Annotated in this window: 29 protein-coding genes; 15 read left to right on the top strand and 14 right to left on the bottom strand. The window is 60.7% G+C overall.

Annotated features, from left to right (window positions below; translation table 11 throughout):
- Window positions 1-8: 8 nt before the first annotated feature.
- Window positions 9-1,238, top strand: a complete 1,230-nt coding sequence (locus F8N85_RS18830; RefSeq protein WP_150805044.1) for a nucleoside recognition domain-containing protein — start codon at window positions 9-11, stop codon at window positions 1,236-1,238.
- A 26-nt stretch (window positions 1,239-1,264) separates the two neighbouring features.
- Here the strand turns inward: F8N85_RS18830 and F8N85_RS18825 are convergent, their stop codons facing one another.
- Window positions 1,265-2,353 carry an aminopeptidase gene (locus tag F8N85_RS18825; protein ID WP_191636207.1) on the bottom strand — a complete coding sequence of 363 codons (1,089 nt, stop codon included), beginning with the start codon at window positions 2,351-2,353 and terminating at the stop codon, window positions 1,265-1,267.
- 74 nt (window positions 2,354-2,427) lie between these two features.
- On the opposite strand from F8N85_RS18825, the gene F8N85_RS18820 reads away from it, so the two are divergent.
- Complete coding sequence (locus F8N85_RS18820; RefSeq protein WP_150805042.1) at window positions 2,428-2,844, top strand: hypothetical protein; 417 nt, start codon at window positions 2,428-2,430, stop codon at window positions 2,842-2,844.
- Window positions 2,845-2,884: 40 nt separating this feature from the next.
- The gene (locus F8N85_RS18815; protein ID WP_150805041.1) at window positions 2,885-3,304 is read left to right on the top strand and encodes a hypothetical protein; all 420 of its coding nucleotides are present in this window, start codon (window positions 2,885-2,887) and stop codon (window positions 3,302-3,304) included.
- Window positions 3,305-3,311: 7 nt separating this feature from the next.
- Here the strand turns inward: F8N85_RS18815 and F8N85_RS18810 are convergent, their stop codons facing one another.
- Entirely contained in the window at window positions 3,312-3,545 is a 234-nt protein-coding gene (locus F8N85_RS18810; RefSeq protein ID WP_150805040.1) for a DUF1161 domain-containing protein, read from the bottom strand.
- Window positions 3,546-3,764: 219 nt separating this feature from the next.
- A complete protein-coding gene (locus F8N85_RS18805; protein ID WP_150805039.1) occupies window positions 3,765-4,196 on the bottom strand; it encodes an OsmC family protein in 432 nt (143 codons plus the stop codon).
- A gap of 242 nt (window positions 4,197-4,438) precedes the next feature.
- On the opposite strand from F8N85_RS18805, the gene F8N85_RS18800 reads away from it, so the two are divergent.
- Window positions 4,439-5,440 (top strand): LLM class flavin-dependent oxidoreductase, encoded by a 1,002-nt coding sequence (locus F8N85_RS18800; protein WP_150805038.1) that lies wholly within the window; start codon window positions 4,439-4,441, stop codon window positions 5,438-5,440.
- Window positions 5,441-5,502: 62 nt separating this feature from the next.
- Here the strand turns inward: F8N85_RS18800 and F8N85_RS18795 are convergent, their stop codons facing one another.
- Both F8N85_RS18795 and F8N85_RS18790 read right to left on the bottom strand, forming a co-directional pair.
- Window positions 5,503-5,727, bottom strand: a complete 225-nt coding sequence (locus tag F8N85_RS18795; protein WP_150805037.1) for a DUF1161 domain-containing protein — start codon at window positions 5,725-5,727, stop codon at window positions 5,503-5,505.
- Between the two features lie 126 nt (window positions 5,728-5,853).
- Window positions 5,854-6,069 (bottom strand): dodecin, encoded by a 216-nt coding sequence (locus F8N85_RS18790; protein WP_150805036.1) that lies wholly within the window; start codon window positions 6,067-6,069, stop codon window positions 5,854-5,856.
- A gap of 157 nt (window positions 6,070-6,226) precedes the next feature.
- Between F8N85_RS18790 and F8N85_RS18785 the strand changes: the two genes are divergently transcribed.
- The gene (locus F8N85_RS18785) at window positions 6,227-6,553 is read left to right on the top strand and encodes a DUF883 family protein (protein ID WP_150805035.1); all 327 of its coding nucleotides are present in this window, start codon (window positions 6,227-6,229) and stop codon (window positions 6,551-6,553) included.
- Here the strand turns inward: F8N85_RS18785 and F8N85_RS18780 are convergent.
- Window positions 6,550-7,443, bottom strand: coding sequence for a LysR family transcriptional regulator (locus F8N85_RS18780; protein WP_150805034.1), 894 nt, complete (start codon window positions 7,441-7,443; stop codon window positions 6,550-6,552). The two genes, F8N85_RS18785 and F8N85_RS18780, sit on opposite strands and share 4 nt — an antisense overlap.
- Window positions 7,444-7,555: 112 nt before the next feature.
- Here F8N85_RS18780 and trpB point away from each other — a divergent pair, with 112 nt between their 5' ends.
- Together trpB and trpA are read left to right on the top strand one after the other, a co-directional pair.
- Window positions 7,556-8,788 (top strand): tryptophan synthase subunit beta, encoded by a 1,233-nt coding sequence (gene trpB, locus F8N85_RS18775; protein WP_150805033.1) that lies wholly within the window; start codon window positions 7,556-7,558, stop codon window positions 8,786-8,788.
- Entirely contained in the window at window positions 8,788-9,600 is an 813-nt protein-coding gene (gene trpA, locus F8N85_RS18770; protein WP_150805032.1) for a tryptophan synthase subunit alpha, read from the top strand. The genes trpB and trpA overlap by 1 nt, the downstream gene beginning before the upstream one ends.
- Before the next feature lie 197 nt (window positions 9,601-9,797).
- Here trpA and F8N85_RS18765 read toward each other — a convergent pair whose 3' ends face one another.
- Complete coding sequence (locus F8N85_RS18765; protein ID WP_150805031.1) at window positions 9,798-10,163, bottom strand: DUF6124 family protein; 366 nt, start codon at window positions 10,161-10,163, stop codon at window positions 9,798-9,800.
- Between the two features lie 489 nt (window positions 10,164-10,652).
- A complete protein-coding gene (locus tag F8N85_RS18760; RefSeq protein WP_150805030.1) occupies window positions 10,653-10,979 on the bottom strand; it encodes a DOPA 4,5-dioxygenase family protein in 327 nt (108 codons plus the stop codon).
- An 83-nt stretch (window positions 10,980-11,062) separates the two neighbouring features.
- Between F8N85_RS18760 and F8N85_RS18755 the strand changes: the two genes are divergently transcribed.
- Window positions 11,063-11,734, top strand: coding sequence for an NAD(P)-dependent oxidoreductase (locus F8N85_RS18755; protein WP_150805029.1), 672 nt, complete (start codon window positions 11,063-11,065; stop codon window positions 11,732-11,734).
- On the opposite strand, the gene F8N85_RS18750 is transcribed toward F8N85_RS18755, so the two are convergent.
- Window positions 11,721-12,671: a choline sulfate utilization transcriptional regulator gene (locus F8N85_RS18750; RefSeq protein WP_150805028.1), complete on the bottom strand. Its 951-nt coding sequence runs from the start codon at window positions 12,669-12,671 to the stop codon at window positions 11,721-11,723. The genes F8N85_RS18755 and F8N85_RS18750 overlap by 14 nt on opposite strands.
- Window positions 12,672-12,785: 114 nt before the next feature.
- On the opposite strand from F8N85_RS18750, the gene betC reads away from it, so the two are divergent.
- The 3 genes from betC to F8N85_RS18735 all read left to right on the top strand — a co-directional run bounded on the left by betC (window position 12,786) and on the right by F8N85_RS18735 (window position 17,030).
- Window positions 12,786-14,297 (top strand): choline-sulfatase, encoded by a 1,512-nt coding sequence (gene betC, locus F8N85_RS18745; RefSeq protein WP_150805027.1) that lies wholly within the window; start codon window positions 12,786-12,788, stop codon window positions 14,295-14,297.
- 18 nt (window positions 14,298-14,315) lie between these two features.
- Window positions 14,316-15,236, top strand: coding sequence for a choline ABC transporter substrate-binding protein (choX, locus tag F8N85_RS18740; protein ID WP_150805026.1), 921 nt, complete (start codon window positions 14,316-14,318; stop codon window positions 15,234-15,236).
- Between the two features lie 225 nt (window positions 15,237-15,461).
- Complete coding sequence (locus tag F8N85_RS18735; RefSeq protein WP_150805025.1) at window positions 15,462-17,030, top strand: SulP family inorganic anion transporter; 1,569 nt, start codon at window positions 15,462-15,464, stop codon at window positions 17,028-17,030.
- Between the two features lie 145 nt (window positions 17,031-17,175).
- Here F8N85_RS18735 and aroE read toward each other — a convergent pair whose 3' ends face one another.
- A complete protein-coding gene (gene aroE, locus F8N85_RS18730; protein WP_150805024.1) occupies window positions 17,176-17,997 on the bottom strand; it encodes a shikimate dehydrogenase in 822 nt (273 codons plus the stop codon).
- A gap of 56 nt (window positions 17,998-18,053) precedes the next feature.
- Window positions 18,054-18,968 carry an oxygen-dependent coproporphyrinogen oxidase gene (gene hemF / locus F8N85_RS18725; RefSeq protein WP_150805023.1) on the bottom strand — a complete coding sequence of 305 codons (915 nt, stop codon included), beginning with the start codon at window positions 18,966-18,968 and terminating at the stop codon, window positions 18,054-18,056.
- Between the two features lie 166 nt (window positions 18,969-19,134).
- On the opposite strand from hemF, the gene F8N85_RS18720 reads away from it, so the two are divergent.
- The gene (locus F8N85_RS18720; RefSeq protein WP_150805022.1) at window positions 19,135-20,112 is read left to right on the top strand and encodes an NADPH:quinone reductase; all 978 of its coding nucleotides are present in this window, start codon (window positions 19,135-19,137) and stop codon (window positions 20,110-20,112) included.
- Between the two features lie 136 nt (window positions 20,113-20,248).
- Here F8N85_RS18720 and F8N85_RS18715 read toward each other — a convergent pair whose 3' ends face one another.
- From F8N85_RS18715 to F8N85_RS18705, 3 genes are all read right to left on the bottom strand, one after another.
- On the bottom strand, window positions 20,249-20,806 hold the full coding sequence (locus F8N85_RS18715; protein ID WP_150805021.1) for an L-threonylcarbamoyladenylate synthase: 558 nt from the start codon (window positions 20,804-20,806) through the stop codon (window positions 20,249-20,251).
- Window positions 20,807-20,905: 99 nt separating this feature from the next.
- The gene (gene dprA, locus F8N85_RS18710; protein ID WP_150805020.1) at window positions 20,906-22,012 is read right to left on the bottom strand and encodes a DNA-processing protein DprA; all 1,107 of its coding nucleotides are present in this window, start codon (window positions 22,010-22,012) and stop codon (window positions 20,906-20,908) included.
- Between the two features lie 89 nt (window positions 22,013-22,101).
- Window positions 22,102-23,127 carry a LysM peptidoglycan-binding domain-containing protein gene (locus F8N85_RS18705; RefSeq protein ID WP_150805019.1) on the bottom strand — a complete coding sequence of 342 codons (1,026 nt, stop codon included), beginning with the start codon at window positions 23,125-23,127 and terminating at the stop codon, window positions 22,102-22,104.
- A 146-nt stretch (window positions 23,128-23,273) separates the two neighbouring features.
- Here F8N85_RS18705 and def point away from each other — a divergent pair, with 146 nt between their 5' ends.
- The 3 genes from def (at window position 23,274) to rsmB (ending at window position 26,131) form a co-directional block, all read left to right on the top strand.
- On the top strand, window positions 23,274-23,780 hold the full coding sequence (gene def / locus F8N85_RS18700; protein ID WP_150805018.1) for a peptide deformylase: 507 nt from the start codon (window positions 23,274-23,276) through the stop codon (window positions 23,778-23,780).
- 69 nt (window positions 23,781-23,849) lie between these two features.
- A complete protein-coding gene (gene fmt, locus F8N85_RS18695; RefSeq protein ID WP_150805017.1) occupies window positions 23,850-24,809 on the top strand; it encodes a methionyl-tRNA formyltransferase in 960 nt (319 codons plus the stop codon).
- Window positions 24,806-26,131, top strand: a complete 1,326-nt coding sequence (gene rsmB / locus F8N85_RS18690; RefSeq protein WP_150805016.1) for a 16S rRNA (cytosine(967)-C(5))-methyltransferase RsmB — start codon at window positions 24,806-24,808, stop codon at window positions 26,129-26,131. The genes fmt and rsmB overlap by 4 nt, the downstream gene beginning before the upstream one ends.
- The last annotated feature ends 5 nt before the right edge of the window (window positions 26,132-26,136 follow it).

Below are 26,136 nucleotides of genomic sequence, written 5' to 3'. Positions count from 1 at the left end.
TTTTCCTGATGCTCAATGGCCTATGGCTTAGCTTCTTCATCGTGGCTGCCGTTTCGGCACTGGCGCAGTGGTTGATAGGGGGTAACGCCGGGGTCTTCTCGGCGATGGTGGAAAGCATCTTCGGCATGGCCAAGTTGTCGGTGGAGGTCATGGTCCTGCTGTTCGGCACCCTGACCCTCTGGCTGGGCTTTTTGCGGATCGCCGAAAAAGCCGGGATCGTTGACTGGCTGGCCAAGGCCCTCGGCCCACTGTTCTTGCGCCTGATGCCGGAAGTACCCCCCGGCCATCCGGCCATCGGCTTGATCACCCTGAACTTCGCCGCCAATGGTCTGGGCCTGGACAATGCGGCCACGCCGATTGGCCTGAAGGCCATGCGCGCCTTGCAGGACATCAACCCCAGCGCGACCACGGCGAGCAACGCGCAGATTCTGTTTCTGGTGCTCAATGCCTCGTCGCTGACCCTGCTGCCGGTGACCATCTTCATGTACCGCGCCCAGCAAGGCGCTCCTGACCCGACACTGGTATTCCTGCCGATCCTGCTGGCCACCAGCGCCTCGACGCTGGTCGGCCTGTTGTCGGTGGCGGTCATGCAGCGCCTGCGACTGTGGGACCCGGTGGTGCTGGCCTACCTGATCCCGGGTGCATTGCTGCTGGGCGGTTTCATGGCCTTGCTGGCGACGCTTTCCGCGACAGCGCTGGCCAGCCTGTCATCGATTCTCGGCAACCTGACATTGTTCGGCTTGATCATGCTGTTTCTGCTGATCGGCGCGCTAAGGAAGGTCAAGGTCTACGAAGCATTCATCGAAGGCGCCAAAGAAGGCTTCGATGTTGCCAAGAACCTGCTGCCGTACCTGGTGGCGATGCTCTGTGCGGTGGGCGTGCTGAGGGCATCCGGGGCGCTGGACTTCGGCCTGGACGGGATTCGTCACCTGGTGGAATGGCTCGGCTGGGATACCCGCTTCGTCGATGCCTTGCCTACGGCGCTGGTCAAACCCTTCTCGGGCAGCGCCGCCCGCGCCATGTTGATCGAAACCATGCAGACCCAGGGCGTGGACAGCTTTCCGGCGCTGGCGGCCGCAGTCGTTCAGGGCAGCACCGAAACCACCTTCTATGTACTGGCGGTGTACTTCGGCGCCGTCGGCATTCAACGTGCCCGCCATGCGGTAGGTTGCGCGCTGCTGGCGGAGTTTGCCGGCGTGGTGGCGGCGATCCTGGTATGTTACTGGTTCTTCGGCTAAGCCAGGACCAGGCAGCCTGAGCGGGTTCAGGCCCGCGGTTCAGCAGCTATGGCGCTGGGCTGCGCCAGCCTGGCCAGCGCCCTCTTTCGCTGCTCGAGCGGCAATCTGCCGAGCTTTTCCACCTCGGCATAAAACCTCGGCCAATCCCCTCCTGACTGCCGGAACAATTCGGCAAACGCCGGTACCCATTGGTCGTACAAACCAAAGGGCAGCAGCCTGGCGTTGTTCATTGGCGCGTTGATCCAGGCATCGTACCGGCTCGCGCCGGCCCATTGGCTATCGCGCAACTGACGATACTCGCGACGCAACCGCTCAAACTCGGCGGCTTTGCGCTGGCGCATCTGCTCAGTCGACAGTGGCGATGCATACAGCTGTTCAAGCCGCGTGCGCGTCTCAAGAACAAGCTCAATGAATTGCTCACGCTGGCGTACCTCCGCCCCGCTGGCCGGTGGCAACCCACGGGCCGCACGCCACTGACGAGTCCCTTCCTGCTCGACGAAGGTGGCGAAGGACTCATTGAACTCGGTGTCGTCCTTCACATAACAACGCTGATGCGCCAGCTCATGGAAAATCAGCGTCGCCAAGCGCTCATCGCCCCAGTGCAGCATCGAGCTGATGATCGGATCATTGAACCAGCCCAGGGTCGAATAGGCCTCCACGCCGCCGACCGACACGTCCAGGCCTTGCTGACGTTGCAACGCCGCCTCACCCCGTGCCGCGCCCAGGCTGTAATAACCGCGATAGGCCACACAACCGGCAATCGGGAAACAATGATTGTGCGGTGTCAGGGAAAACTCGGGCGTAGCGAACACATTCCACACTACAAAAGGCCGCCCGATATCGGCGTACATTCGATAACTTTTATTGTCCGGCAGGTGCAGGTGCCGGCTGGCGAATTCGCGGGCCTTCTGCGACTGGGCCAGATGCGCGCGCAGTATCGGGTCGCGATCCGGATCGGCAATCACTTGCGTGACCGGCTCACGCGCGCGCAGCAACTGCCACTGACCGTTGGCCAATTGACTGTAGTAACTGACGCTCGAACAACCGTTCAGCAGTAAAAGCAGCAACCCGGGAAACCAAAGGCCAAACTTACGGTCGAGTACCCCATGGCTCATACGCTGCCTATCCAAATCGAATCGTCCTGTGAGTTTCTGCTTGCAAGACTATCTCGCCCACCCGGAGCTTCGCTATGCGCACGTTAATGCTAACTGGTGGCCTGCTGATGTTAGCTGGCTGCGCTGGACTGCCCGACCCTGACCCGACACAAGCCTGGATCGACCTGGAGACTCATCAGGACACGGCACTGCAAGCTCTGGAAGTCGACGATAAAACCTCGACCGACAAACGCTATTTCGAGGTCCCGCCCGGCAGCCATGAGCTGGTCGTGCGTTATCAATTCCCGGTGGAACCGACCAATATCGGCGGTCCGGCTACCGAACCGCTCTGGCGTGACTGTCAGTTGAGTGTGAAATTCAAGGATTTCAACGCCGGCCAGCGTTATCAGCTGCAAGCCGGGAACATCGGTTTCCGGCCGTGGGCCAAGCTCTATGACCAGCAGCGCAAAGTGGTCGGCCAGGGACAACCGGCAGGCTGTCAGCGCACCTGATCGGCGCTATGCTGAAAGCCTGACCGTTCGGGATTTCATCATGCGCACGCCACTGCTGTTACTCGCCCTCGGCTCGCTCGCCGCCTGCGCCAGCCCGTTGCCGCCGGTCGACCCACACCTGGCCTGGGTCGACCTCGCCACCCCGACCCCGGGCGGCAAACTGGTCATGGCCGAGCGCCTGGACAAGCAAAAATTGCGGGATGGGCGGTTTTTCCAGGTCACACCCGGCAGCCATGAGTTGCAGGTGCGTTTCGACTTCGAAATTTATGGTGGCGGGACAAACATAATGGCCGCCCCGCAGGAACGCATGTGTTACCTGACGGTGCGCTACGACCACTTCGAGGCGGGCCAGCGTTATCGCCTGGAAGCCCGCTCCCTGGCCTTCAACGCCAGTGCCCGGCTCTACAACGCCAAGCGTGAGATCGTCGCCGAAGACCGGATGGTGAACTGCGTGCCTTGATCGGCAGCTATCTGTCGTTTCTTTGATAAATGATTTTCTTGGTGCCGTATTCACAGCTACCGACCACCATGTTTTTGTCATGCACCTCGTCATTGCTGACAATTTCCAGGGTGTAGGACGCGACGTTGTTGGCCTGGATCTTCGCTTCGATCTCGGCCTTGAGCTCTTCACAGGATTTCGGTGCCGCCAGCGCCGAAGTGGCCAGCGCGCAGCAGATAACCGCCAAAGCAAAACGTTTCATGGTTAAAGCTCCCTTGATACGGCGCGCAAAAGCATGCGCTACAGCCGCAGTCACTCATTCGACCACAGTTTTATCAATCGGGTTCTGATTTGGCTCACTGCCGGCATTGGCCCGAAAAGATCGCAGCCTGCGGCAGCTCCTACATTGACCGCGTTAACGTACGCCAACCGTAGGAGCTGCCGCAGGCTGCGATCTTTTACGGCGCACTAAATCTTCGGATCAGCTCACCAACTCCCCATCCAGCGTGATCTTGGCATTCAACACCTTCGACACCGGGCAGCCTTCTTTGGCTTTTTTGCTCAGCTCGTCGAATTGCTGCTGAGTGGCGCCAGGAATGTTCGCCTTGAGCGTCAAGTGCACCGCGGTAATCGCAAAACCACCCTCGACCTGGTCCAGTGTCACCTCGGCATTGGTATCGATGCTGGTGGCTTTCAGGTTGGCCTCGCCGAGAATCATCGAAAACGCCATGGAGAAACAACCCGCGTGAGCGGCGCCGATCAGTTCTTCCGGATTGGTGCCCGGGCCGCCTTCGAAGCGTGCCTTGAAACCATAAGGTGCATTCTTCAAAACCCCGGTTTCAGTCGAAATAGCACCCACGCCGGTTTTCAGATCACCTACCCAATGAGCCGATGCTTTCTTTTTGATACTCATCTCTGTCTCCTCAAGATCCGGCGCGAAGAGGTCGCGCCTTCATGGTTTTCCGTTACTAGGGTTCTGAGGATAGAACGACTGGCAAAGTTCACCTTGTCGGATCGAACCGCTTATCTGGTAGGCAAATTCACTTCAGCTATTGAATCTCGGGTATATGCCCACATTTCATAGAACAGGCTAGTAGACATCGGCAGGTTTTGGCTCGTGACAAAAGCCTGCGCACCCATTGGAGAAGCAGGTTTATGAAACAACTGTCTGATATCAAGTTCTCGACCCTCGACCTGGTGCCTGTTCGTGAAAACGGCAGCCCGGCGCAATCGCTGCACAACTCGCTGGACCTGGCGCAGCACGTCGAGAAATTCGGCTACCAGCGCTTCTGGGTCGCCGAACACCACAACATGGATGGCATCGCCAGCTCCGCGACCGCGGTCCTGCTGGGCTATCTGGCGGGTGGCACCTCGACCATTCGGGTCGGCTCCGGCGGCGTGATGCTGCCCAACCACGCGCCGCTGGTGATCGCCGAGCAGTTCGGCACCCTGGAAAGTCTCTATCCGGGACGGATCGACCTCGGCCTGGGCCGTGCACCGGGTTCCGATCAGATGACCGCTCGCGCCCTGCGCCGTGAACGCTCCGGCAGCGCCGATGATTTTCCCGAAGATGTGGCTGAACTGATGCGCTACCTCGGCCCGCGTACACCTGATCAAAAAGTAATCGCCGTGCCGGGCACCGGTACCAATGTGCCGGTCTGGTTGCTGGGTTCCAGTCTGTTCAGTGCGCAACTGGCCGGGGAGCGCGGTTTGCCCTACGCCTTCGCCTCACATTTCGCTCCGCGCTACATGCATGAAGCGATTCGCGTGTACCGCAATCACTTCAAGCCTTCGGCGGTGCTCGACAAGCCATACGTGATGCTCGGCGTGCCGCTGGTAGCCGCGGACACCGACGAGCAGGCCGATTACCTGGCGACCTCGGTCTACCAACGGATTCTCGCCCTGATGCGCGGCCAGAGCCTGGTGCAGCGCCCACCGGTAAAAAGCATGGACGGCCTCTGGCTGCCTCATGAGAAAGAAGCAGTGGCCAGCTTCCTTGGCCTGGCGATGGTCGGCAGCCCGGAAAAAATCCGCGCCAAGCTGCAGGTGCTGATCGAGCAGACGGGAGCCGATGAGCTGATTTTCACCTGCGACCTGTATGAGCACGCCGATCGGGTGCATTCCTACGAATTGCTGGCGCAAGTGATGAAGGGCTGACCTTTAGAGAGCCCATGAAAAAGCCGACGCTACCCGCGTCGGCTTTTTTGTCCAAGGCAGGATTAACCTTGCTTGTAGACAATTTCCTTAGAACCCTGATCACAGGTTCCAACCACTTTTCCGTCAGCCGCTGCGCCTTTATCGACGATTTCCAGCGAGTAGTTCGCAATGCCTTTGGCATCGAGCTTCGCTGCAATTTCTGCTTTCAACTCTTCGCACGGCTTGCTGGCTGCAAGGGCTGTTCCCGCAATGCTCAACAAGCCTACCGCCAATATGAATTTTTTCATCGCTCGCTTCCCCTGGTCGAATCAAAACGGGGCGTCGACGTTTTTCGCTGACGCGCCAAAAACTGCGGCGCTTTGCCATTCCCTATGGCAATCAGCCAGCGCACAAGTTCAGAGCCTAGTTCAATCTCAGCTGCTGGCAATCCGGAACCCGACCTTGAGTGTTACCTGAAAGTGGTCGACCTGGCCGTCCTTGATGTGCCCGCGGGTCTCCGTCACCTCAAACCATTCCAGATATTTAAGACTTTTGTTGGCTTCGGCCAACGCGTTGTTGATGGCGTCTTCGATGCTGGTGGTCGAAGAGCCGACCAGTTCGACTTTTTTGTAGGTGTGATGGTCAGTCATGGTGTTCTCCTTAGGGTGTGAAATACAGCCTAGCAGCGATTTTTCGTATTACTTCTGTCGGTTATTGCCTTGGGAAAGTTCAGATTTACTGCACTTTCCCAAACCCCTGGAGTCCCAACCTTCACACGTCACTCATCATCAATGCAGGAGAGCCACCATGGCCACCACTTCTTTACGTAAAGCCTCATTGCAAAGCATGGAAGCCGAGATCGAGAGTCTGCTCAAGTCGCTGGAAAGCCTTAAGGATGACACCTCGGACGAGTCGCGTAGAACCCTCAAAGCGCTGAAAAGCAACGCCGAAAACGCGCTGAAACACTCGCGCCATCTGCTCAGCGATGCGTATGAGGACGTCAAAGTCAAAACCCGTGAAACCGGGATTGCCACTCGCGATTACGCCCAGGAACACCCTTGGACCACCGCCGGTGTCGCGGTCGGTGCCCTCGGATTGCTGGCGGCTTATCTGCTGCTCAAACGCGGGGATTAACTGGTTTGGCGCAGCTCATGCTTGAGCCACTGCGCCAACTGCCGAGCGCGCCCATCCGCGGCGCGCTTGGGTAGCCACAATGCCAGTTGCGCCGGGGTTTCAGAAAAACCCCAAGGCGCAACCAGGCGACCGGCGCGCAAGTCCTCGGTCACCAGCGGCTCAGGGGCAATCGCCACCCCAAGCCCGGCCACCGCTGCTTCCAGCAAATAATACAAATGCTCGAAACCCTGACCGTACTTCAATGCGCCGGCAGAGAGGGCGCTTTGCCGTGCCCAACTGGGCCAGGCTTGCGGGCGCGAGGTGGTGTGCAATAACGCCTCACTCAACAACGCCTCGGCCGGTGCCTCGCGCAGCCGTTCATAACCGGCGAAACGCGGGCTCATGACCGGGCCGATGCGCTCGCTGGCCAGTTCATACACCTGCATGTCCGCCGGCCACGGTGGCTCGGCGAACACCAGCAAGGCGTCCAGCCCCGGTCGCCGAGGATCGAGATCACCTTCCCCCGCCGACAGGTGCAGGCGCAGGTCCGGCAAGTCGGCATTCAAGCGCCCCAGGCGCGGGATAAACCAGCGCGCCAGCAAGCTGCCCGAACAGCCGAGCACGAATGGCGCGTCAGCCGTGCTTTGCGTCAGTTCGGCGCACACCGTGCGTAAACGCTCGAAAGCTTCAGTGCTGGCATCGCGTAGTCGCACGCCGGAATCTGTGAGTTTAAGGCCGCGCCCGTCCTTGATGAAAAGGCTCACGCCCAAGTGTTCTTCCAGCACTTTCAACTGCCGGCTAACCGCACCATGGGTCACGTGCAGTTGTTCAGCCGCTTGGCTAACACTGTTCAGCCGGGCCGTGGCTTCAAAGGCGCGCAAGGCATTCAGCGGAGGGAGGTCATGGCTCATTTGATCTGTGAGTTTTCCTGACAGGTTGTGGCGATCTTATCGGTTTTCAGGTTCGTACGTCAGGGGTAGAGTGAACGCCATTGCCTTTCCATGAATTCAGCTGGAGCGCCCCATGACCCAGACTACGACCCCATCCAATCTGCGCAACGGCCCCGATGCCAACGGCCTGTTTGGCGCGTTCGGCGGCCGTTACGTCGCCGAAACCCTGATGCCGCTGGTCCTCGACCTGGCCCGCGAATACGAAGCGGCCAAGGAAGATCCGGCTTTCCTCAAGGAACTGGCCTACTTTCAGCGCGACTATGTCGGCCGTCCAAGCCCATTGTATTACGCCGAGCGTCTGACCGAATTCTGCAGCGGGGCGAAGATCTACCTCAAGCGTGAAGAGCTGAACCACACCGGCGCGCACAAGATCAACAACTGCATTGGCCAGATCCTGCTGGCGCGGCGCATGGGCAAGAAACGCATCATCGCCGAAACCGGCGCCGGCATGCACGGCGTGGCCACTGCCACCGTGGCTGCGCGTTTCGGCCTCGATTGCGTGATCTACATGGGCACCACCGACATCGAGCGCCAGCAAGCCAACGTGTTCCGCATGAAGCTGCTGGGCGCTGAAGTGATTCCAGTTGTCGCCGGCACCGGCACCCTGAAAGACGCGATGAACGAAGCCCTGCGCGACTGGGTGACCAACGTCGACAGTACCTTCTACCTGATCGGCACCGTGGCCGGCCCGCACCCGTACCCTGCGATGGTTCGCGACTTCCAGGCGGTGATCGGCAAGGAAACCCGCGACCAACTCCAGGCGCAAGAAGGCCGTCTGCCCGACAGCCTGGTGGCATGTATCGGTGGCGGTTCCAACGCCATGGGCCTGTTCCACCCGTTCCTTGATGACACCAGCGTGCAGATCATCGGCGTTGAAGCGGCCGGCCACGGCATCGAAACCGGCAAGCACGCCGCCAGCCTCAATGGCGGGGAGCCGGGCGTGTTGCACGGCAACCGGACTTTCCTCCTGCAGGACGACGACGGCCAGATCATCGACGCCCACTCGATTTCCGCCGGCCTCGACTACCCCGGCATCGGCCCTGAACACGCCTGGTTGCACGATATCGGCCGCGTCGAATACACCTCGGTGACCGATAACGAAGCGCTCGATGCGTTCCACAAATGCTGCCGCCTGGAAGGCATCATCCCGGCCCTGGAAAGTGCCCACGCCCTGGCCGAAGTGTTCAAACGCGCGCCGACCCTGCCTAAAGATCACCTGATGGTGGTCAACCTGTCCGGTCGTGGCGACAAAGACATGCAAACCGTGATGCACCACATGGAACAGTCCCAGCAGGAGAAACACTGATGAGCCGCCTGCAAACGCGTTTTGCCGAACTCAAAGAACAGAACCGCGCCGCCCTGGTGACCTTCGTCACTGCCGGCGACCCGAGCTATGACACCTCGCTGGCGATCCTCAAAGGTTTGCCGGCGGCTGGCGCCGACGTGATCGAACTGGGCATGCCCTTCACCGATCCGATGGCTGATGGCCCGGCGATTCAGCTGGCCAACATCCGTGCATTGGGTGCCAGGCAAAACCTGGCAAAAACCCTGCAAATGGTCCGCGAGTTCCGCGTCGACAACAGCGACACTCCGCTGGTGCTGATGGGTTACTTCAACCCGATCCACCACTATGGTGTGCCGCGCTTCATCGCCGAAGCCAAAGAAGCTGGCGTCGATGGCCTGATCGTGGTCGACCTGCCGCCGGAACATAACAGCGAACTCTGCGACCCGGCCCAGGCCGCGGGCCTGGACTTCATCCGCCTGACCACGCCGACCACCGATGACGCGCGTCTGCCGACCGTCCTCAACGGCAGCTCCGGTTTCGTTTACTACGTGTCGGTAGCCGGTGTGACCGGTGCCGGCGCGGCAACCCTGGAACATGTCGAAGAAGCCGTTGCGCGCTTGCGTCGTCATACCGACCTGCCGATCAGCATCGGTTTCGGCATCCGCACTCCGGAGCAAGCGGCGGCCATCGCTCGCCTGGCCGACGGTGTGGTGGTGGGTTCGGCGCTGATCGACCACATCGCCAATGCCACTACGTCCGAGCAGGCCGTGGATGGTGTGCTGAGCTTGTGCGCGGCGTTGGCTGAAGGGGTGCGGGGTGCTCGCGTTGGCTAAGTAAGCCAGGTCATGGAGAAGGGGGTTCCGACTGAATGTCTGAACCCCTTTTTTTGGTTTGGGTTTTTGTGTTGCCTGGGCTGGCGCTATCGCGAGCAAGCTCGCTCCCACATTTGATCGGGGTAAAACCACCATCGTGTAATCGACTCGGACCCTGTGGGAGCGAGCTTGCTCGCGATGAACGGTAACGCGGTCCGTCAGTGCACCGGGTTTTCCAGGTCCAACGCCCGGTTCACCAGCAACTGACCCAACTCGACCATTTGCTGGATCGCCAACGCCACATGGCGGCGCGAACCTTCGAGGTCAAAGGCCAGATCACCGGCCATGACACTGGCCGAAGTGAGGGTCTCGTAGGCGTTGGCCAGCAAGGTTTCGTTGCTGGCGTCGGGGGATACGCTGAAGAGGGCGCTTGGGCGGGTGTCGGCGAAGCGTTGGGGGTCGGGTTTAGGGCCCAGATGATGATCAAGGGCGCGCTCGGCGGCTTCGTTGAGCCTGGTTGGGTCGAGGGCGTCGTAAGGGGAAATGCTGGGGGTTGCGGGGGGATTGGGTGATAACTTGAACATTTTTTGGTGGCCTTTACTAAAGGGCTGACACCATTCACTTGCACGCAAAGAGGGTGGCAGCCATGCGCGAGTGTGCAAGACCGGGGGAGGCACACCAAAAACCCGGCAGATCTCTCTTTCGAAAAATCTCCCGCGCACAGCCGCCATAAAACAATCATCGAGCTTAAGAAATGCTCGTTGAATGGTTGATGGCATTTGCCGGTGACCTTTTACCCGGACTTGCACGTCCGTGTCACCGATTTTGCGGTGACGGATGCAGATTAGTGCGCGAATTGGGGCTCCACAAGTTCATGCATGGCGCTAGAAGTTGAAGGAAATATCCGAGGGCTTAGCCGTATTACGGTGGTGTTCGGTCTGACGCTATCGCGAGCAAGCTCGCTCCCACATGGGATCTGGATCAGCCCACCATGGTGTGATCGACTCGGACCCTGTGGGAGCGAGCTTGCTCGCGATGAGGCCCTGACTGTCACCACAGAATTTGAACCCTGCTCAAAACATCGACACATCCAACGGCCGCACCGCCCCCATCCAGATCGCATGCTCGGTATGGTCGACCAGGTCATCCCCGGTATCCGGGTGCACAAACACCACCAGGCCTTTGCGATTCAGTGCCAGCCACGGCACGACCACGCCGAACTGTTCGGGCTCGAAGGCTAGCTGGCAGCTCCAGTCCGGGTGCGGGCCCACTGGCCGCTCATGCACACGTCCCATCTTCAGCGGGAACAGCTGAGCGGCTTGCTCGCACAGGGCCCGGGCCTGGTCGAGGGTATTGGCGTCAAAGTAGACATGGGCGTGGTAGCCCTTGATAGGTTGCATCTGAAACCCTCGCGACACGGTCGAACCCTTGCGCCTGCCCATGGGTCAAAATGGATATACGCAGGCAATAAGGAAGTTTCGCCATGAAAAACGCCGAAACGCCGGTGGTCAAACTGGTGCTCTATGGTGCCATGAGTAGCCTTGGCAGTGCGCTGATGGCTGAGATGCTGCGGCGCCAACATGAAGTCATCGCGATTCTCGATGACCTGACGGCCCTGGCGCCACGTCCCGGTTTACGTACCAAAAGCGGAAACCTGTTCGATGCCGAACGGGTCAAGCAAAGCGTTGCCGGTTGCTCTGCGGTGATCTGCCTGCTGGATGCGCCGGGGCTGCCGATGAACCATGAGCATGTGGAAAAAGCCCTGGTTCCCGGGCCTGTCGAGCAAGTCCTTGCCGTCGACGCGTTGATCGCCGGCATGCAGGCGATGGGCATCCATCGGCTGTTTCTGGTGGGTGATTTTGCCGTGCTCGATGAGCCCGAAGTCGAGGACCGTCTGCAATGCCACGCCGCCGAAGAAATCCTCGATGCCCTGCAAACCAGCACCTTGCACTGGACCCTGGTCAACGCGCCGCATAGCATTGCCGGGCTGACCATCGAGCATTTCAGCCATGTCAGCAGCAGCCTTGAAGCGGGTCTGGCCGAGGTGCTTGAGCGGCTCAATCGCGTCGCGGTCGGGATTGCCGATGAGCTGCGGCTGAACCTGCACATCGGTCAGCACGTCACTTTTGTCGCGACGGACCCTACACCGCAATAGAGGGGAGAGGGACACCGATCAGCGATTCAGCACTGCTGGCCTGCTCGGCCATCAGCCAGTCGACGAATTGCTGAATCAACGGACCGCGGCGCTTGCGCTGAGGCAACACCACGTAATAACCGAAGCCCGACATCGCCGTTTCGGCGATCGGACGACAGAGCCAGCCCTGCTCCAACAAGTTATCCACAAGGTGCCGCCAGCCGATGGCCACGCCCTGGCCGGCAATCGCCGCTTGAATCAACAGCGTGTAGTTGTCGAAGCGCACAGGCCCCGGGGCGGGCGCCGATGCAATACCCAGTTGGCGAAACACCCCTGTCCAGTCAAACCAATGGCTGCTGTTTTCTCCGCGCAAATGCAGCAAGGGAAACTCCAGCAGCGAATGAGCTGGCAAGGGCGTCGGACGATCCTTCAGCAGCTGCGGGCTGCACACCGGGAACACTTCTTCGCTGAACAACCAGTGGCTTTCACCCTGTTTGAAGCGGCCATCACCGAACCACACGGCAACGTCGATATCGGGGCGCAGCATGTTGTGGTTGCGCTCGCTGGTCACCAGGCTGACGTCGACCTGTGGGTTCGCTGCGTGAAAGCGGTGCAGGCGCGGCATCAACCAGTAAGCCGCAAAGGCGAAGTCGGTGGCGACCTGCAACACCTCATGCTGATGCTGAGTGCTGATCGCAATCAAACCGGCATCCATGCTCTGCAATCCAGCCTGCACCTGTTCGAACAGAATCATCCCGGCTTCGGTCAGTTCAATACCGCGGTAAATCCGGTCAAACAAGCGCGTGCCCAGCTGCTCCTCGAGCCGTTTGATCTGCTGGCTGACAGCCGGCTGGGTGGTCCCGAGCTCTACCGCCGCCGCAGTAAAGCTGCGGTGGCGGCCGGCGGCTTCGAAAGCGCGGAACAGGTCGAGGGATAAATCACCAAGAGCGTCATACATAAGCTGTGCTTATCCTAGTCATTGCCGTGCATGGGCTTTACCACCCGCTTCGTGGGCTCCATTCTCGATCACAGCACTTTCGCATAAATATTCACTATGGAATGCCGCGATCACATGAAGCGCAAGAACATTCTTTTTATCATGGCCGATCAAATGGCCGCGCCAATGTTGCCTTTCTACGGCCCATCGCCCATCAAATTGCCCAACCTGAGCCGCCTCGCCGCTGAAGGCGTGGTGTTCGATGCCGCCTACTGCAACAGCCCGCTCTGTGCGCCTTCGCGCTTTACCCTGGTCAGTGGCCAGTTACCGAGCAAGATCGGCGCCTACGACAACGCCGCCGATTTCCCCGCCGATGTACCGACTTATGCCCACTACCTGCGGCGCCTCGGCTACCGCACCGCGCTGTCGGGCAAGATGCACTTCTGCGGCCCGGATCAGTTGCACGGTTATGAAGAACGCCTGACCAGCGACATCTACCCGGCCGATTACGGCTGGTCGGTGAACTGGGACGAGCCGGACGTGCGCCCGACCTGGTATCACAACATGTCCTCGGTGCTGCAGGCCGGGCCGTGTGTGCGCACCAACCAGCTGGATTTCGATGAAGAGGTGGTGTTCAAGGCCCAGCAGTACTTGTTCGATCACATCCGCGAAGACAGCGATCAGCCGTTCTGCCTGACCGTCTCGATGACCCATCCCCACGACCCCTACACCATTCCCAAAGCGTTCTGGGACCTGTACCAGGATGAGGATATTCCGCTGCCGCAGACACCCGCGCAGAGTGATCTCGATCCGCACTCCCAGCGTTTGCTCAAGGTCTATGACCTGTGGGACAAGCCGCTGCCTGTGGATAAAATTCGCGACGCCCGCCGCGCCTATTTCGGAGCGTGCAGCTATATCGACAGTAACGTCGGCAAACTCCTGCAAACACTCGAGGATACCGGGCTGATCGACAACACCATCATTGTCTTCTCCGGCGACCATGGCGATATGCTTGGCGAACGCGGGCTCTGGTACAAAATGCACTGGTTCGAAATGGCCGCCCGCGTGCCCTTGCTGATCAGCGCGCCGGGGCAGTTCGGCGCAGGCCGGGTCAGCGCCGCAGTCTCCACCGCCGACCTCTTGCCAACCTTCGTGGAACTGGCCGGCGGCGAACTGGAACCGGGTCTGCCCCTGGACGGTCGCTCGCTGGTTTCGCACCTGCAGGGGCAGGGCGGTCACGACGAAGTCTTTGGCGAATACATGGCCGAAGGCACCATCAGCCCGCTGATGATGATTCGCCGTGGCAACTACAAATTCATCTACAGCGAAGACGACCCGTGCCTGCTCTTCGACGTCCACAACGACCCCCGCGAGCAGGAAGAACTCAGCCAGTCGCCGCAGCATCGGCAGCTGTTTGAAGACTTCCTGGCGCAAGCCCGGGCGAAATGGGATATCCCGGCGATCCACCAACAGGTGCTCGCCAGCCAGCGGCGCCGGCGTTTTGTCGCCGAGTCGCTGGCCATTGGCAAGCTGAAGAGCTGGGACCACCAGCCGCTGGTCGACGCCAGTCAGCAGTACATGCGCAACCACATCGACCTCGACGATCTGGAGCGCAAAGCACGTTATCCACAACCCTGCCAAAACTAATAATGTAAGGGGAAGAGCATGCAAAGGTTATCCACAGTACTGACCGCAGGGCTATTGGCTCTGGGCAGCGGGTCGGCTTACGCCGAACAAAGCTGCAACACCGTGAAAATGGCGGACCCGGGCTGGAGCGATATTGCCGCGACCAATGCCGTCACCGGTTTTCTGTTGGACGGCATGGGCTACAAGGCCAAGGTCGATACCTTGGCGGTACCGATTACCTTTGGCGGGCTCAAGGACGGCCAGGTGGATGTCTTCCTTGGCAACTGGATGCCCGCACAGCAAGGCTTCTACGACAAGTTCGTGGCCAGCGGCGATGTCACCCAACTGGCGAAGAACCTGGACGGCACCGAATTCACTCTGGCAGTGCCGGACTATGTCTGGGACGCGGGTGTGCGTAACTTTTCCGACTTGAACAAATACGCTGACAAGTTTGATAAAAAGATCTTTGGCATCGGCTCTGGCGCGCCGGCAAACATCTCGTTGCAAGACATCATCAAGAAAAACGACTTCGAACTGGGCCAGTGGAAACTGATCGAGTCCAGCGAACAGGCGATGCTGGCTGAAGTGTCCCGGGCGGTGAAGAAACAGAAGTTCGTGACCTTCCTCGGCTGGACTCCGCACCCCATGAACGTGCAGCTGAAAATGCACTATCTGAAAGGCGGCGAGAAATATTTCGGCGACACCGGCAGCGTCTACACCCTGACCCGCAAAGGTTATGCACAGGCCTGCCCGAACGTCGGCAAGCTGCTGACCAACCTGAGTTTCACCCAGGACATGGAGAACAGCATCATGGCCGAGGTGGTGAACAACAAAGTCAGCAACGCCGACGCCGCCAAAGCCTGGATCAAGGCTAACCCGGCGGTGCTGGATAAGTGGCTGGACGGGGTGAAGACGGTGGACGGGAAGGATGCTTTGGCGGCGGTGAAGGCGAAGTTGTAAGGCCTGTAGCGAGGGAGTTAGCTCCCGCCGGCCGGCCTGCGCTCGGGCGAAGCAGTCGCAAATCCGGCTGATGCGTTGTGTCTGACCACACGCGATTGCAGATTTGAGGACCGCTACGCGGTCCAGCGGGAGCAAGCTCCCTCGCCACAATGGTTGCGCGACCTTGCGCCGACCGTGCTGAAACCCCACCCTTACGCTTTTTCCACATTCCAACCGAGAGGACCCATGGCCTGGCCCAATCGCCATAAACTCTTTCCCTTCCTGAGCTGGCTGCCCCGGCAAACCCGCGCCAGCGTCGGCCGCGATCTGATCGTCGGCTTGAGCGGGGCGATTCTGGCGTTGCCGCAGTCCATTGCCTACGCGCTGATTGCTGGCTTGCCGCCCGAGTACGGTTTGTATGCGGCGATTGTTCCGGTGCTGATTGCCTGTCTTTGGGGCTCATCCTGGCACCTGATCTGCGGTCCGACGGCGGCCATTTCCATTGTGCTGTACGCCAGTGTCAGTCCGTTGGCCGTCCCCGGCTCCCAGGACTACATCACGCTGATCCTGTTGCTGACCTTTCTTGCCGGGATTTTCCAGTGGCTGCTGGGTATGTTGCGCTTCGGCGCGCTGGTGAATTTCGTCTCCCACTCGGTGGTGCTGGGCTTCACCCTTGGCGCCGCGGTGGTGATCGCCCTTGGGCAATTGCCCAATCTGCTGGGGCTGGATCTGCCGAGCCAGGCCACCGCCCTGAACAGCTTGCTCTCGCTGATCAACCATATCGGCGCTCTGGATAAACCTTCGCTGGCCTTGGGAGTTGGCACTCTGGTGCTGGGCATCATCCTTAAACTCCTGCTGCCCCGCTGGCCGACCCTGTTGATTACCTTGACGCTGAGCGGCCTGTTGGTCTGGTTGTGGCCGGCGATGTTCGGCCATGTGAAGCTGGTCAGTTCATTCGTCGGCAAGCTGCCGCCCTTCAGCCCGCTGCCACTGGATCTGGAGCTGGTGCTGCGTCTGCTACCCAGCGCAGTCGCGGTGGGGATGCTTGGGCTGGTCACCAGTCTGTCGATTGCCCGCTCGTTGTCTGCACGTTCGCAGCAATTGCTCGACGCCAACCAGGAAGTTCGCAGCCAGGGGCTATCGAATATCGTCGGTAGTTTTTTCTCGGGCTCACTGTCGGCCGGCTCTTTTACCCGTTCTGGCCTCAGCTATGAAGCCGGTGCCTGCTCGCCGTTGGCCGGGGTATTTTCGGCATTATGGGTGGCGTTGTTTGCCGTGACCGGCGCGACGCTGATCGCCCACATCCCGATCCCGGCGATGGCTGGCAGTATTCTGCTGATCTGTTGGGGGCTGGTTGACCATCGCGGTATCCGGTCGTTGTTCCGGGTCAGCCGCTCCGAGTTCGCAGTCATGGCGCTGACCTGCGTCGCTACCCTGTTGCTGGAACTGCAAACGGCGATCTATGCCGGGGTGCTGGCATCGCTGTTCTTCTACCTCAAGCGCACCTCGCAACCGCGGGTGCAGCAGTGGCGCGACGGAGACGAAGACATTCTGCGAGTCGGCGGCTCGATCTTCTTCGGCGCCAGCCATTACCTGCAGGTGCGTTTGCAACGCATGCACGGTGAACGGGTAGTGATCGATGCGCAGCAGATCAACTTCATCGACTATTCCGGGGTGGAAATGCTCCATCAGGAAGCGCGACGGCTGTTGCAGCAGGACCGTAGCCTGACCCTGCGCCGGGCACGGCCGCAGGTGGTGGAAGAGTTGAGGAAGCTCGAAGGCGCGGAGAAGTGTCCGATTCGGTTTGAGGATTAACCACGGCGCGACCGAAAAGATCGTCCGAACGCGGCCCGAACCTGCGGCAGCTCCTACGGGATGTGTGTCTACCTGCGAAATTGCAGGTATATAGGGTCGGCGTAGGAGCTGCCGCAGGCTGCGATCTTTTTGCGGCCAACTCGTATTACAACGCCAACTGCCTACGCAACTCCGCCAGCACCGGCGCAGTATCCGGCCGCACGCCGCGCCACAGGAAGAAGGCTTCGGCGGCCTGTTCCGCGAGCATTCCCAGACCATCCATTGCCACCGCGGCGCCGTGCTCACTGGCCCAGCGGCAGAAGGCGGTCGGTTCCTTGCTGTACATCATGTCGTAGCACAGGGTCTTGCCCGGCTCGATCAGGCTGCCGGCAATCGGCGGCACATCGCCTGTCAGGCTCGCCGACGTCGCATTGATGATCAGATCCACCGATTCTTGCAGCCAGCCAAAACCGCTGGCGGACACCGGGCCTAAATCGTCAAACAGCCCAGCCAGCAATTCCGCCTTTTCCACTGTGCGGTTGGCGATGACCACCGACGACGGGTGCTCGGCCAGTAACGGCTCCAGTGCACCGCGCACCGCGCCGCCGGCACCCAGCAGCAGAATGCGTTTGCCCTTGAGGCTGAACCCGGCATTGACCGTCAGATCCCGCACCAGCCCGGCGCCATCGGTGTTATCCCCCAGCAGGCTGCCATCCGCGAGTTTGCTCAGGGTGTTGACCGCCCCGGCCCGCTGCGCCCGGGCCGTCAGGCTGTCGGCGAGGCGATAGGCGTCTTCCTTGAACGGCACCGTGACGTTGGCGCCCCGGCCCTCGAGAAAAAATGCCCTGGCGCAGCCGGAAAAGTCGTCGAGCGGCGCCAGCAAGGCGCTGTAGTCCAGTTGCTGAGCGGTCTGCTCGGCAAACAGGCGATGGATCAGCGGCGATTTACTGTGGCCAATCGGGTTACCGAATACGACGTAACGGTCCATCAACATTCCTCATTCGTGTAGGAGTTGCCCTGACGACGCAGAACTCAAACAGTCCATCAGCCCTTCGCCAACCAGTCACGGTCCTGCAGGAAGTAGTCGGTCAGGCGCGCTTCTTCACTGCCCGGCTCGGCTTTCCAATCGTAGCTCCAACGCACTTGCGGTGGCAGCGACATCAGGATCGATTCGGTACGCCCGCCCGACTGCAAGCCGAACAAGGTGCCACGGTCGTAAACCAGGTTGAATTCGACGTAGCGACCCCGGCGAAACTCCTGGAATTCCCGTTGTTTCTCGGTGTACGCATCCGCTTTGCGACGCTGGACGATCGGCAGGTAGGCTTCGATGTAGGCATCACCGATGGCGCGAATAAACGCAAAGCAGGTGTCGAAGTCCCACTCGTTCAGGTCATCGAAGAACAGGCCGCCAATACCCCGCGGCTCGTTGCGATGCTTGATGTAGAAATAGCTGTCGCACCAGGCTTTGTAACGCGGGTAGACATCCGGCCCGAACGGCGCACAGGCTTTTTCGGCGACCCGATGCCAGTGTACGCAGTCTTCTTCGACGCCGTAGTAGGGGGTCAGGTCGAAACCGCCGCCGAACCACCAGACCGGTTCTTCGCCTTCTTTCTCGGCGATGAAAAATCGCACGTTGGCGTGGGACGTCGGCACATGAGGGTTGTGCGGGTGAATCACCAGCGACACGCCAAGGGCTTCAAAACCGCGACCGGACAATTCTGGGCGATGAGCACTGGCGGACGGTGGTAAACCGCTACCAAAGACGTGGGAAAAGTTGACGCCGCCCTTTTCGATGAGCTGACCGTTCTCGATCACCCGGGTGCGACCGCCACCACCGGCAGGCCGGGTCCAGGCGTCTTCGACGAAGCGAGCGCTGCCGTCTTCGGCTTCCAGAGCAGTGCAGATACGGTCTTGCAGGTCGAGCAGGTAGGCTTTTACGGCCTCGGTGCGGGTAGTCATGGCATCACCTTGAATCGGGCAAAGCTACGCGGCACTTCGAACGGAGCGTGAGGCCGGCGCAAATGGGCGCGTAGCATAACACCGCAACCAGCACCCTCGCAGTTGACGAAGGTCAAGCTTAGGAGTCCGATAGGGCCTTTCGCGCAAAGACCCAAGGAGATTGCAGATGGCCAAACGAATCCAGTTCCGTGCCCATGGCGGCCCCGAAGTACTTGAGTATGTCGATTACCAACCGGCAGCGCCGGGTCCGCAACAGGTTCGCGTCAGCAACAAGGCCATCGGCCTGAATTTCATCGACACCTATTTGCGCAGCGGCCTCTATGCGCCGCCGACCTTGCCCTCGGGACTGGGTGCCGAAGGCGCCGGCGTGGTCGAGGCGGTCGGCAGTGAAGTCACTCAATTCAAAGTCGGCGACCGTGTCGCTTATGGCAGCGGTCCGCTGGGCGCCTACAGTGATGTGCATGTGTTGCCGGCGGCCAATCTGGTGCATCTGCCCGACGCCATCAGCTTCGAACAAGCGGCGGGCGTGATGCTTAAAGGCCTGACAGTGCAGTATCTGCTGCGTCAGACCTATGAGCTCAAGGGTGGCGAAACCATTTTGTTCCACGCCGCTGCTGGCGGTGTCGGCTCCCTTGCCTGCCAATGGGCCAAGTCGCTGGGGGTAAAGTTGATCGGTACGGTCAGCTCGCCTGAAAAAGCCGCCCTCGCCAAATCCCTTGGCGCGTGGGAGACCATCGATTACAGCAAGGAAAACGTCGCCCAGCGGGTGCTGGAATTGACTGACGGCAACAAGTGCCCGGTGGTCTACGACGGCGTCGGCAAAGACACCTGGCTCACCTCGCTGGACAGCGTGGCGCCACGCGGCCTGGTGGTGAGCTTCGGCAACGCCTCGGGCGCGGTCGACGGGGTAAACCTGGGGATTCTGGCGGCCAAGGGCTCGTTGTACGTGACCCGACCGACTCTGGCGACTTACGCCAACAACGCCGAGAACCTGCAACGCATGGCCGATGAGCTGTTCGGGATGATCATCAGCGGCAAGATAAAGGTGGATATCAACCAGCGTTATCCATTGGCTGAGGCGGCCAAGGCGCAGACTGAGTTGTCGGCGCGGCGCACAACGGGGTCGACGATTTTGTTGCCGTAAGGCTGAACAAATGAGGTGTCTGTAAGGATGCCATCGCGAGCAAAATCGCTCCCACAAGGGATTTGCGTCGATCACAGATCCAATGTGGGAGCAGCCGGTCGACGCTCGATTGCTCGCGATGAAGTTCACACCGAACTCACGCCGGACGCACGATTTTCCCGCTCGCCAGATCACGAATCAGGCTCGGGTTCTTGCGCCCGCCCAGGTTGCCGCCGAGTACCAGGTCGATCTGCCCGCGGAAGTATTGCTCGACGCGAATCCGGGTGCGCGCCGCCGGCCGGCCCTGGGGGTTGGCCGAGGTCGACACCAGCGGGCCTACCAGTGCGCATAACTCGCGGACTTGCGGGTGATCACTGACCCGCAAGGCCACGGTGTCGTGAACCCCGGTGATCCACTCCGGCAGCATGCCCTGGTGTGGCACCAGCCAGGTATTGGGCCCCGGCCAGGTACTGGCCATGCGGTCCATCCAGCTTTGCGGGAAGTCTTCGAAAAGAAAATCGAATTGCCGGATGTTGTCCGCGATAAGGATCAGACCTTTATCCACAGACCGCGACTTGATCGCCAGCAGGCGATCCACCGCTTCTTCGTTCCATGGATCGCACCCCAGGCCCCAAACGGCTTCGGTTGGATAGGCAATTACCGCCCCTGCGCGAATTTCTCGTGCGGCTTGTTGCACACGCCAACTGCTGACCATTGCTGACTCTCCGGAATAAGGCTGAGGCCAGTTTACCGCTGTTCATTATAAAACCTAGGGTGTGCTCTCAATAGATGGCGGATCGCGTGGGGGCGCCCCCTAACTTACCCGTGCAAACCAGCGCCCGCTTTCACAGACTGCCCGGCCGTCCATCTCCAGCTCCGTCAGCGCCGCCAGGACCTTGGGCAAGGCCCAGCCGCTGGCGCCAGCCAGGGCTTCACTGGTATGCGGCGCGGCATGCAACAAGCGCAACAAAGGATGATCGGCCTTCGCTGGCGCAGCCACTGCGGCAGGTGGCAGCCTTTGCCAGCCGCGCAAGGCTTCGAGGATATGTTCGATGGTCTCGACCAGCACCGCGCCATCGCGGATCAACTGATGGCAACCGCGGGCGCCGGGATGATGGATGGATCCTGGAATCGCATACACCTCGCGGCCTTGCTCTGCTGCCAGCCGCGCGGTGATCAACGATCCGCTGGCCACACTGGCCTCGACCACCAGCACTCCCAGGGACAAACCACTGATGATTCGATTGCGCCGAGGGAAGTTGCTGGGGTGCGGCCCGGCGTCCAGCGGGAACTCGGAAACCACGGCGCTGCCCTGGGCAATCATCGCCTCGGCCAGCTGGCGATTGCGCTGTGGATAAAAATTTTCCAGCCCGGTGCCCAACACGCCGACCGTCTGCCCGCCAATGTCCAGAGCGGCCTGATGCGCGGCGCTGTCGATCCCCAGCGCCAGGCCGCTGGTAATCACAAAACCAGCGCCGGCAAGGCTGCGGGAAAATGCCGCGGCAGTATCCATTCCAGGACGCGAGGCCCGACGGCTACCGACCATCGCCAGCTGCGGTTTTTCCAGAATGCCCGGATCACCCGCCACGAATAATAACGGCGGGGCGTCGTCCAGTTCCGCCAGCAGCGCCGGGTAGCCGGGCTGGTCCAGCATCAGTAAATGCTGGCCCGGGCGCTCAAGCCAAGCCAATGCATGGCTAGCGCCATCACGGATCTCGGCACTGCGTCGGGCCTCTGCACACGCAGCCGGCAAGCCCAATGCGCGCCAGGCACTGGCCGGCGCGCTGATGGCTGCCGAGGCCGAACCAAAGGCTTCGAGCAACTTTTGAAAACGTCGAGGGCCGAGTTCCGGCAGACGATGCAAACGCAAACGGGCTTCCAGTTCCGCAGGCGAAACCTGGGCAATAGCAGACAGCGACATAGATCATCCTTGATCGTTATAAGGCCTGTCGAAACAGGAATAAGCTGTGGATAAGTCTGTTGGTAACTTGTTGAGAATTACCGTCTTTTCTATGGGTTTCGGACCTTGTCCAGCACCGCCAGAGAGCGCGATGCATTCAGCACCAGACCATAACTGAGCTTTTCGTAAGTGCGGAACACCATCAGCAACCCGGCGCGCTCATCGGGGATTTTCACTTCGCTGCCGGTCACCCGGTCACGCACGGTTTCCCCGGTTTTCATCACCGCCAGCACGTTGCCTTCGGCCAAGCCATCACGTCGGCCCTTGTTCAGGGTTACCACGTCGAGCACGCCGATCTGCGTCACCCCGCGTGGCACATCGATGATCAAGCCGTTGATCTCGGTGTGTGGCGAACTGGGCATGAAGGTCGAGTTGATCGCCCGTTCCTCGCTGCTGAACAACCGGTCGCCGAGACGCACCTCTTGGGTGGTGCGTTGCAGCGCCAGCGTAGCGACATCACCTTCGGTGGCAACGATTTCCCCGCCGCCGATATCGTCGGCATTGATCCCGAGGAACTCCTTGCTCTGCGGGTCGGTGTAGACCTTGCCCTGCCGGAAGATGCCGTAGACCGACTGGTCCGCGGCGAACGTACCGCGAGCGTAGATGCGATCACCCGTGCCACTGAGCACCCGCTCGGCTTCGCCGGCGACGATGTACGGTGCCTTGTCGAAATCCTCGACCTTGTCGACGATGCGGTTACTCAGCAAGAAACTGTTGATCGCTTGCAGCGGAATGCTCGGGATGGCATCGGCCACTGGCGTGCTGCGGATTCGTGGCGACAGTTTGATGGTGCCCCGCGAGGCCCCGCGATTGAGAGTCAGGCGTGGCTGGCCGTTGACGTAGACCAGCGACAGCGAGTCGCCCGGGTAGATGAGATTGGGGTTTTCGATGTGCGGGTTGACCTGCCAGATTTCCGGCCACTTCCAGGGCTCCCGGAGGAATTTCCCGGAAATGTCCCACAGTGTGTCGCCCGCCACCACGGTGTAATGCTGTGGAAAACCGTCCCTGAGTTGCACTTGCGCGTGCGCGATACCAACCGAGGCCAACAGCAGCAGGGCGAGTAGTGATTTCCTCATCCAGTGAATCCCTTTATTATGTACGTTCGCGTGAAACGCCAGAGTCCCTGCGGCTCGCTCCCTTCCAGGAGAACGTTTTGCAACGGTGGCCTGACCTGTCCGGCAACCGACCCTGACTTTACCTCACACGTGCAGCAATTACGCTTATGGCCATTTTAGACATCCTCGAATTCCCTGACCCGCGCCTGCGCACTATCGCCAAACCTGTGGCCGTAGTGGACGACGAAGTGCGTCAGTTGGTCGATGACATGTTTGAAACAATGTATGAAGCACCTGGCATCGGCCTGGCTGCGACCCAGGTCGACGTGCACAAACGCATCGTGGTCATGGACCTCTCTGAAGACCGCAGCGAACCACGGGTGTTCATCAACCCCGAGTTTGAAGTCCTGACCGACGAGATGGGCCAGTATCAGGAAGGTTGCCTCTCGGTACCGGGCTTCTACGAAAACGTCGATCGACCGCAGCGCGTGAAGATCAACGCGCTGGACCGTGACGGCCAGCCCTATGAGCTGATCGCCGAAGGCCTGCTGGCGGTGTGCATTCAACATGAATGCGACCACCTTAATGGCAAATTGTTCGTCGATTACCTGTCCACGCTCAAACGTGACCGGATCAAGAAGAAGCTGGAAAAACTGCATCGCCAGCACGCTTGATTCCCTTCTTCCAAAGGCTTGCTGTAGCAAGCCTTTTTCTTTTCCGAGTGCTTTCAACCGAGAATCCCCATGACTGAGCCATTGCGCATCGTCTTTGCCGGCACCCCCGAATTCGCCGCCGAACACCTCAAGGCCTTGCTCGACAGCCCGTATGAGATCGTGGCGGTCTACACCCAGCCGGATCGTCCGGCGGGGCGCGGGCAAAAGCTGATGCCGAGCCCGGTCAAGCAACTCGCCGAGCAGCACACCATCAGCGTTCTGCAGCCACCGACCCTGCGAGACGCAGCGGCCCAGGCGGAACTGGCAGCGCTCAAACCCGACTTGCTGGTGGTGGTGGCCTACGGCTTGATCCTGCCGCAAGCGGTGCTGGATATTCCGCGCCTGGGCTGCATCAACAGCCATGCTTCGTTGTTGCCGCGCTGGCGCGGTGCAGCACCGATCCAGCGCGCCGTCGAAGCGGGTGACGCCGAAAGCGGTGTGACGGTGATGCGCATGGAACTGGGTCTGGATACCGGGCCGATGCTGCTGAAAGTCACGACCCCGATCAGCGCCGACGACACTGGCGGCAGCCTCCACGACCGTCTCGCCGAAATGGGGCCGCCTGCCGTGGTCCAGGCCATTGCCGGTCTGGCGGCAGGAACCCTCGAAGGCGAAGTGCAGGATGACAGCCTCGCCACCTACGCCCACAAGCTGAACAAGGACGAAGCCCGCATCGACTGGAGCCGCCCGGCCGTCGAGCTGGAACGCCTGGTCCGCGCGTTCAATCCATGGCCGATCTGCCACAGCACCCTCAATGGCGAAGCGCTGAAGGTCCTCGCCGCGAACCTCGCCGATGGCCAGGGCGCTCCGGGTGAAGTGCTCAGCGCCAGCAAGGACGGTCTGATCGTCGCTTGCGGTGAGCAGGCCTTGTGCCTGACCCGTCTGCAATTGCCTGGCGGCAAGGCGCTGAACTTCAGCGACTTGTTCAACAGCCGCCGCGAGAAATTCGCCGTCGGCACGGTGCTGGGTCAAGCGATGGACGCACAATGAATCCGCGTCTGGCCGCCGCCAAGGCCCTGGCTGCAGTACTCAACGGTAAAGCCTCGCTCAACAGTTCATTGCCGACGCAGCTGGATAAGGTCGAGCTGCGTGATCGTGGTTTCACCCAGGATCTGGCCTTCGGCACTGCCCGTTGGCAGCCGCGGTTGTCAGCGCTGGCGGCCAAGCTGCTGCAAAAACCCTTCAAAGCAGCCGACGCCGATGTCGAAGCGTTGCTGTTGGTCGGTCTCTACCAGCTGCTCTACACCCGCGTACCGGCCCACGCCGCCATCGGCGAAACTGTCGGTTGCGCCGAGAAGCTGAAAAAGCCTTGGGCCAAGGCCTTGCTCAACGCCGTGCTGCGCCGTGCCCAGCGGGAAAGCGAAGCGTTGCTCAGCGAGCTGGAACACGACCCGGTGGTCCGTACCGCGCATCCGCGCTGGCTGCAAAAATCCCTCAAGGCATTCTGGCCTGATCAGTGGGAAGCCATCTGCGCGGCGAATAATGCCCATCCGCCGATGATCCTGCGGGTCAATCGCCGCCACCATGCTCGTGATGCTTACCTGAAATTGCTGAGCGATGCCGGTGTGGCGGGCAATGCTTGTGTCTACAGCCAGGACGGCATCGTGCTTGACGAGCCGGGCGATGTACGCAACCTGCCAGGCTTCGCCGAAGGCTGGATCAGCGTGCAGGACGAAGCCGCACAACTGGCCGCCGACCTGCTGGATCTGGCGCCGGGGCAACGGGTGCTCGACGCCTGCTGCGCGCCGGGCGGCAAGACCTGCCACATTATGGAGGTCGAGCCGGCACTGGCCGGCGTGGTCGCGGTGGACCTGGAAGCCAAGCGGCTGGTGCGGGTACGGGAAAATCTCCAGCGGCTTGGCCTGAGCGCCGAACTGATCGCCGCCGATGGCCGCGATACTGCCACCTGGTGGGACGGCCAGCCGTTCCAGCGGATCCTGCTGGACGCGCCATGCTCGGCCACCGGGGTCATCCGCCGTCATCCGGACATCAAACTGACTCGCCAGCCCGACGACATTGCCGCCCTGGCCGTGCTGCAGGGTGAACTGCTGGACGCCCTGTGGCCGACCCTCGAAGTCGGCGGCATCCTGCTGTATGCCACGTGTTCGACCTTGCCGACCGAGAACACCGAAGTCATCGAAGCCTTTCTGGCCCGGACGCCAGGCGCCCGCGAGCTCGACATTGCCGGTCAGCTCGGGCAGCCTGCGGCCGGGATCAAGCAAGCTCATGGCCGCCAGTTACTGGCCCAGGAGGGCGGGCATGACGGTTTCTACTACGCCAAGTTGATCAAGATCGCCGCCGCGCGCGGTTAACCGGT

Origin of the sequence: Pseudomonas fluorescens (assembly GCF_902497875.1) — a bacterium.
Taxonomy (GTDB): domain Bacteria; phylum Pseudomonadota; class Gammaproteobacteria; order Pseudomonadales; family Pseudomonadaceae; genus Aquipseudomonas; species Aquipseudomonas fluorescens_BR.
Note: the sequence above shows the minus strand (reverse complement) of the source record. Positions and strands in the feature narration are given on the sequence as shown.

Excerpts from the sequence above, each read along its gene's own strand:
- F8N85_RS18735 (WP_150805025.1), top strand. The coding sequence starts at position 15,462 with ATGGCCTGGCCCAATCGCCATAAACTCTTTCCCTTCCTGAGCTGGCTG.
- def (WP_150805018.1), top strand. The coding sequence starts at position 23,274 with ATGGCCATTTTAGACATCCTCGAATTCCCTGACCCGCGCCTGCGCACT.
- F8N85_RS18825 (WP_191636207.1), bottom strand. The coding sequence starts at position 2,353 with ATGAGCCATGGGGTACTCGACCGTAAGTTTGGCCTTTGGTTTCCCGGG.
- F8N85_RS18705 (WP_150805019.1), bottom strand. The coding sequence starts at position 23,127 with ATGAGGAAATCACTACTCGCCCTGCTGCTGTTGGCCTCGGTTGGTATC.
- F8N85_RS18750 (WP_150805028.1), bottom strand. The coding sequence starts at position 12,671 with ATGTATGACGCTCTTGGTGATTTATCCCTCGACCTGTTCCGCGCTTTC.
- choX (WP_150805026.1), top strand. The coding sequence starts at position 14,316 with ATGCAAAGGTTATCCACAGTACTGACCGCAGGGCTATTGGCTCTGGGC.
- fmt (WP_150805017.1), top strand. The coding sequence starts at position 23,850 with ATGACTGAGCCATTGCGCATCGTCTTTGCCGGCACCCCCGAATTCGCC.
- F8N85_RS18785 (WP_150805035.1), top strand. The coding sequence starts at position 6,227 with ATGGCCACCACTTCTTTACGTAAAGCCTCATTGCAAAGCATGGAAGCC.
- F8N85_RS18800 (WP_150805038.1), top strand. The coding sequence starts at position 4,439 with ATGAAACAACTGTCTGATATCAAGTTCTCGACCCTCGACCTGGTGCCT.
- F8N85_RS18760 (WP_150805030.1), bottom strand. The coding sequence starts at position 10,979 with ATGCAACCTATCAAGGGCTACCACGCCCATGTCTACTTTGACGCCAAT.
- dprA (WP_150805020.1), bottom strand. The coding sequence starts at position 22,012 with ATGTCGCTGTCTGCTATTGCCCAGGTTTCGCCTGCGGAACTGGAAGCC.
- F8N85_RS18810 (WP_150805040.1), bottom strand. The coding sequence starts at position 3,545 with ATGAAACGTTTTGCTTTGGCGGTTATCTGCTGCGCGCTGGCCACTTCG.
- F8N85_RS18720 (WP_150805022.1), top strand. The coding sequence starts at position 19,135 with ATGGCCAAACGAATCCAGTTCCGTGCCCATGGCGGCCCCGAAGTACTT.
- F8N85_RS18780 (WP_150805034.1), bottom strand. The coding sequence starts at position 7,443 with ATGAGCCATGACCTCCCTCCGCTGAATGCCTTGCGCGCCTTTGAAGCC.
- F8N85_RS18795 (WP_150805037.1), bottom strand. The coding sequence starts at position 5,727 with ATGAAAAAATTCATATTGGCGGTAGGCTTGTTGAGCATTGCGGGAACA.
- betC (WP_150805027.1), top strand. The coding sequence starts at position 12,786 with ATGAAGCGCAAGAACATTCTTTTTATCATGGCCGATCAAATGGCCGCG.
- F8N85_RS18830 (WP_150805044.1), top strand. The coding sequence starts at position 9 with ATGCTCAATGGCCTATGGCTTAGCTTCTTCATCGTGGCTGCCGTTTCG.
- F8N85_RS18765 (WP_150805031.1), bottom strand. The coding sequence starts at position 10,163 with ATGTTCAAGTTATCACCCAATCCCCCCGCAACCCCCAGCATTTCCCCT.
- hemF (WP_150805023.1), bottom strand. The coding sequence starts at position 18,968 with ATGACTACCCGCACCGAGGCCGTAAAAGCCTACCTGCTCGACCTGCAA.
- rsmB (WP_150805016.1), top strand. The coding sequence starts at position 24,806 with ATGAATCCGCGTCTGGCCGCCGCCAAGGCCCTGGCTGCAGTACTCAAC.
- F8N85_RS18790 (WP_150805036.1), bottom strand. The coding sequence starts at position 6,069 with ATGACTGACCATCACACCTACAAAAAAGTCGAACTGGTCGGCTCTTCG.
- trpB (WP_150805033.1), top strand. The coding sequence starts at position 7,556 with ATGACCCAGACTACGACCCCATCCAATCTGCGCAACGGCCCCGATGCC.
- F8N85_RS18715 (WP_150805021.1), bottom strand. The coding sequence starts at position 20,806 with ATGGTCAGCAGTTGGCGTGTGCAACAAGCCGCACGAGAAATTCGCGCA.
- trpA (WP_150805032.1), top strand. The coding sequence starts at position 8,788 with ATGAGCCGCCTGCAAACGCGTTTTGCCGAACTCAAAGAACAGAACCGC.
- F8N85_RS18820 (WP_150805042.1), top strand. The coding sequence starts at position 2,428 with ATGCGCACGTTAATGCTAACTGGTGGCCTGCTGATGTTAGCTGGCTGC.
- aroE (WP_150805024.1), bottom strand. The coding sequence starts at position 17,997 with ATGGACCGTTACGTCGTATTCGGTAACCCGATTGGCCACAGTAAATCG.
- F8N85_RS18755 (WP_150805029.1), top strand. The coding sequence starts at position 11,063 with ATGAAAAACGCCGAAACGCCGGTGGTCAAACTGGTGCTCTATGGTGCC.
- F8N85_RS18805 (WP_150805039.1), bottom strand. The coding sequence starts at position 4,196 with ATGAGTATCAAAAAGAAAGCATCGGCTCATTGGGTAGGTGATCTGAAA.
- F8N85_RS18815 (WP_150805041.1), top strand. The coding sequence starts at position 2,885 with ATGCGCACGCCACTGCTGTTACTCGCCCTCGGCTCGCTCGCCGCCTGC.